General features: G+C 45.5%; 2 protein-coding genes. Both read right to left on the bottom strand.

Annotation, left to right across the window (positions count from 1 at the left end; genetic code table 11):
- Nucleotides 1-327, bottom strand: a 327-nt coding sequence (locus H9X81_RS11530; protein ID WP_204722172.1) for a type I restriction-modification system subunit M N-terminal domain-containing protein, incomplete at its 3' end; no start/stop codon positions are given.
- 18 nt (nt 328-345) lie between these two features.
- Nucleotides 346-858 carry a hypothetical protein gene (locus H9X81_RS11525; protein ID WP_204722170.1) on the bottom strand — a complete coding sequence of 171 codons (513 nt, stop codon included), beginning with the start codon at nt 856-858 and terminating at the stop codon, nt 346-348.
- Between the last annotated feature and the right edge of the window lie 142 nt (nt 859-1,000).

The following is a 1,000-nucleotide window of genomic DNA, read 5'->3' as shown; positions in this document are numbered from 1 at the left end:
AATAGCCTTTTTGATAGGGGTAGAGGCATCCACCGGCAGATTTTTCAGTGTTGGAAACAATGTGTTGTTGACGAAATCCAGCAGTTTGTCGCCTGTCAGTGCGGTACCGAATTTATCATCATGCGCCCAGTTCTGCCAGCGACATTCTTCCGGAATGATGGAGATGTAGTCCTCGTCATCCCACTCCCAGTCCTGCTCCTTGGCATCATATACTCTCAGAAACAGCATCCAGGCAATCTGCTCAATGCGCTGAGCGTCACCGTTGATACCAGCATCGTTGCGCATGATATCCCGCAACCGTTTTACAAATCCCGTTAAATTACTCATTTTAACACCTTTCTATGTTTACTGGCCATATGTTTCGAACATATATTGTGCTCGTTCAGCCGTAAACTTCCATTTGTCTGGAATCCGGTCAATCGTTCCGCTTCCTGCAGCGCGAGGGCCCCATTTGTGATATTCATAGAGAATTGTATCACCACGTCCACCAGCAGAAGCATTCATAACCTCAGCAATCTCATCAGGAGAAGCCAGGTACATACGGGGCATTTCATTATCCGCTGTTTCTTGGAACTGTGCCAGACAAAAAATCGTTTTTCTATGGTGGCTATCTAACCATTTTTGAATTGCTTCGTGATAATCGCAGCCCTTTTTATAGCTCTGAGTTAGTCCCCAACCACCATCTTGGCTACCTTTTACCGATATTTTCAGCATTTTATCACCGGATACAGCAATCAAATCATATTCCGGCTGATTGGCTCCATATTGAACGGATACATCATATCGAAATCTTGCAAATTGTGCAGCAACGAAGGCCTCCGCAGCTACGCCAACATGCCATGATGTCATCTTCCCCATTTATACTACCTCATCTGCATAGATGGCCTGTTTCAATTCCTGTACCGCCTTCAGATACCCCGCCTTACCTCCAAAGTATCCGGCAATTTTTGCTGGTTTTCCCAGCTTCAGGAACGGGTCGAGTTTTAAAATCTCTGTTTTC

The sequence above is a fragment of the Hydrogenoanaerobacterium saccharovorans genome (assembly GCF_016901815.1).
Taxonomy (GTDB): Bacteria; Bacillota; Clostridia; order Oscillospirales; family Ruminococcaceae; genus Avimicrobium; species Avimicrobium caecorum.
The sequence above is the reverse complement of the archived record's forward strand: the minus strand, read 5'-3'. Positions and strand labels throughout refer to the sequence as shown.